The sequence below is a fragment of the Conyzicola sp. genome (assembly GCF_046714715.1).
Lineage (GTDB): Bacteria > Actinomycetota > Actinomycetes > Actinomycetales > Microbacteriaceae > Conyzicola.
Genome location: NZ_JBKKAD010000001.1, coordinates 1 through 3,366, shown reverse-complemented (window position 1 = coordinate 3,366; position 3,366 = coordinate 1). Strand labels below are relative to the sequence as shown.

At 74.8% G+C, this 3,366-nt stretch carries 2 protein-coding genes; both read right to left on the bottom strand.

Annotation, left to right across the window (positions count from 1 at the left end; translation table 11 throughout):
* Positions 1-2,715: FtsK/SpoIIIE domain-containing protein (locus ACLQ6X_RS00010; protein ID WP_411698110.1), on the bottom strand; the 2,715-nt coding region annotated here is incomplete at its 3' end.
* Positions 2,716-2,827: 112 nt separating this feature from the next.
* A partial coding sequence (locus tag ACLQ6X_RS00005) for an FHA domain-containing protein (RefSeq protein ID WP_411698109.1) occupies positions 2,828-3,366 on the bottom strand: 539 nt, incomplete at its 5' end.

Sequence of the window (3,366 nt, the reverse complement as noted above, 5' to 3'; positions counted from 1 at the left end):
GCTCACTCCCGCCCTGCACCCCGTGGTCGGTCTCTGCGGGAGCCGGCTCCTCCTCCGGCTGCCCAACCGGCAGGAGCACGTGCTCGCTGGCGGCGACGGCGGCACCTTCGTCGAGCGGCTGCCGCCGGGCGCCGGCCGGTTCGACACCACGGCGAACGGTGCTGAGGCATCGATCGTGGGGAGGGTGTGCGGGGCGTCTCGGTTGGGCTGCGCGCCGGAGTGTCTGCCGGGCTGGCGCTCGGGCAGGCGGCTCACGCGGTCTACGGCCACCTGGAGGCGCAGACCGTTCCACCGGCCGGCGCCCGGCGGCAGCCGCTCGACGAAGGCGCTGCCGTCGCCGCCGGCGAGCACGTGCTCCTGCCGGTCGGGCAGCCGGAGGAGCAGGCGGCTTCCGCAGAGACCGACCACGGGGTGCAGGGCGGGAGTGAGCCGCTGGGCCGTGATCGCCCAGTGGATGCCGCGGGCCGGGCCCTCACGCAGGCACTGGGTGACCAGCTCGAGCACGGCGGACTCGTACTCCTCGGGGAACCGGCCGAGCAGCGCGTCGAGGTCGTCGAGCAGCACGAGTCGCGGGCCGCGCGGGTGCTCGGCCGTCGCGCGCAGTTCGGCGAGCAGGTCGACCAGCGCGTCCCACGCGCCCTCGATATCGGCGGCGATGCGCTGCACCTCTGCCGTGGCGCCGAGGGTCGCCAGCAGGGTCGACTTGCCCGAACCCGCGGCACCGACGACGAGCAGGCTGCCGTGGTCGGTTGGTCGGTAGACCGCGACGGGCTGGCTCTGGGTGGCCGGGTCGTCGAGCAGCCCGAACGGGATTCCGCCGCGCCTGACCGCCGGATCGGCCGCCGGATCGGACTCGCGATCGACCGCGGGAAGGGCGTCGAGGGCGACCTCGGTCGGCAGCGGGTCGAGCCATGGCCGGTGCGGCCGGTGCGGATAGGCGACCCATCGCGCGGCGACCCGGTCGATGTCGCCCTGCGTGACGAGCGGGAACTGCGCGAGCACCGGCTCGTCGCCGTCGGCCGCGACGAACGCGCGGCCTCGCGGTTCGACGGGAAGGCTCGCCGCGGCATCCGAACCGATGACGGCGGCGCTGTCCGCCCGGTTGTTGACCCGCAACGAGAGGCGCAGGGCGCTGTTCGCGAGCACTGAGTCGCGGATGACCCCCGCCGGCCGTTGCGTGCACAGCACGAGGTGCACACCGAGCGAGCGCCCGCGCGCGGCGATGTCGGCGAAGACCGCGTGCAGCTCGGGAAAGCCGGACACCATCGCGGCGAACTCGTCGACGACGATCAGCAGCCGGGGCAGGCGCGCTCCCGAGGGTAGCGTGTCGATCGACTTCGCTCCGGCCGCCGCGAGCAGCCGCTCGCGGCGACGCAGTTCGGCGGCCAGACTCTCGAGGGCCCGCTGCGCGGCGGCCTCGTCGAGATCGGTGATCACACCGACACAGTGGGGCAGCCGCTCGAGGGCCGCGAACGCCGAACCGCCCTTGAAGTCGACGAGCAGCACGCTGGCGTCGCTCGGCGCGTGGTCGTGCGCGATCGCCAGGACCCAGGCGGTGAGCAGCTCGCTCTTGCCGCTGCCGGTGGTGCCGCCCACGATGGCGTGCGGTCCGTGGGCCACCAGATCAAGGCTCAGCGGCCCGTGCGCCGTGACGCCGACGACGGCCGCGAGCGACGGCTGGCCATCCGCCCGCGTCTCGCGCGGGCCGCAGTCGTCGAAGCCGAGGCGGTCGGGCAGCGGATCGTCGCCGAGCCCGACCCGGGAAGCGTGGGCGGCCATGCCGCGCGCGACCAGCACGGCCTCTTCGCGCGAGACCTGCTCGAGGCGCACCGGGCCGAGCAGGGAACGGTCGGGGTGCTGCTCGACGCACGACCGCAGCCCGCTCGCGGTGACCACGGCCCGCGTGACGCTCGGCAGCAGATCGCTGCGTTCCGCGACGCCGACGACGATCTCTCCGCCGGTGCCGACCACCCGCACGACGGTGCGGGGCTGATCGTCGCCGACGATCGCGGTCCGATGGGGCGCGGCACCGAGCCAGGCCCACTCCGCCCGTTCGTCGGTGCTCACGGCCACGGAGTGGGAGTCGGGCGACAGCGACGCGAGCACCTGCAGCACCACCCCGCGCGCGGTCGCGGTCGCCACGACCCGCGGCCCGACGATGCCGATGCCGAGCCGGGCGTCGAGCACGATCGGGGCGCCGGGCAGCCGAGCGACCGCATCCACCAGCGCGCGCAGCGCCACGTGGGCGTCGTCGCGCCCCCGCGCCGAGGTCGTCCCCTCGAGCTGCACGGCGCTCGCCCGCTCCCCCGCGCCGATACCGACGGGCACGGGCTGGTCGAGGCTCGCCAGCCATCGCTCCGATGGGGGCCACGTCGACAGCACGAGTCGCCGGGCCGACGGCAGCGATTCCGCGAGTTCGGTGCGTTCGCGCTCGTGCGCCTGCTCGACCTCGGCGCGCGCGGCCTCGAGCTCGGCCGAGAACCGGGCGTTCTCGCGCCGTCTCCGGCGCCGGGATTGGATGCGCGCATCCGCCAGGCTGGCCACGGCCACGGCCGGCCCGAGGGCCGCGAACAGCAGCGCGAACACCGACTGGGTGATCGCCCAGATGGCGAGGCTCACTACGACGGGCGCGACCGTGGCCATGAGCGGGAAACTGTAGGGCTGCGGCGGGGCCGGCGGTGCGGGCGCCGCGATGCGGAGATGTTCGGATGCCACGGATCCAGCCCATCACGCGGGCGTGTCCCTCGGCCCGGCGCACAGCGGTCGGCGGAGAGCCTGCGCCCGCCTCAGGGGTGGGGAGGACAGGGCGGGGCGGGAGGGAGCCCGGTCAGCTCACAACGAAGAACTGCTCGCCGATGTCGACGCGGGTGCCGCGGGCGACGATCTGGCGCTTGCCCGGGTCGAGCCGCTGCGGTCGCGCGTCGGGCTGGCGCACGACGGTGCCGTTGGCGGAGAACCGGTCGACGACCCAGAAGGCGCCGGCCGACTGTCCGAACTCGAGGTGGGTCTTCGACACGGACTTGCCCGGGTCGAGGATCGTCACGAGGTGGTCGACGAACTCTCCCGGCTGCACGACCGGGTTGCGCCCGACGAGCCCGGTGCCGAACACCGTGGAATTCTCGCCCGTGCTGAACTGCAGAACGAAACGGTCGCCCTGCCGGTTGCGCACGATGCGGGTGGCTTCGACGTCGTCGTGGTCGCTGTCGGGGGCGGCAGGCACGGCGACCGGGCTCGTGAAGGCGGGCTGGGCGGGGGCGGCGGGCTGAGCCGGAGTGACCGCGGGCGACAGTCTCGCCACAGGGTTCGTGGCCGGCGGGGTGCGGGGTGGCGCGGCGGCGGGCGGCACGATGCGGCGCGGCGGGGTGA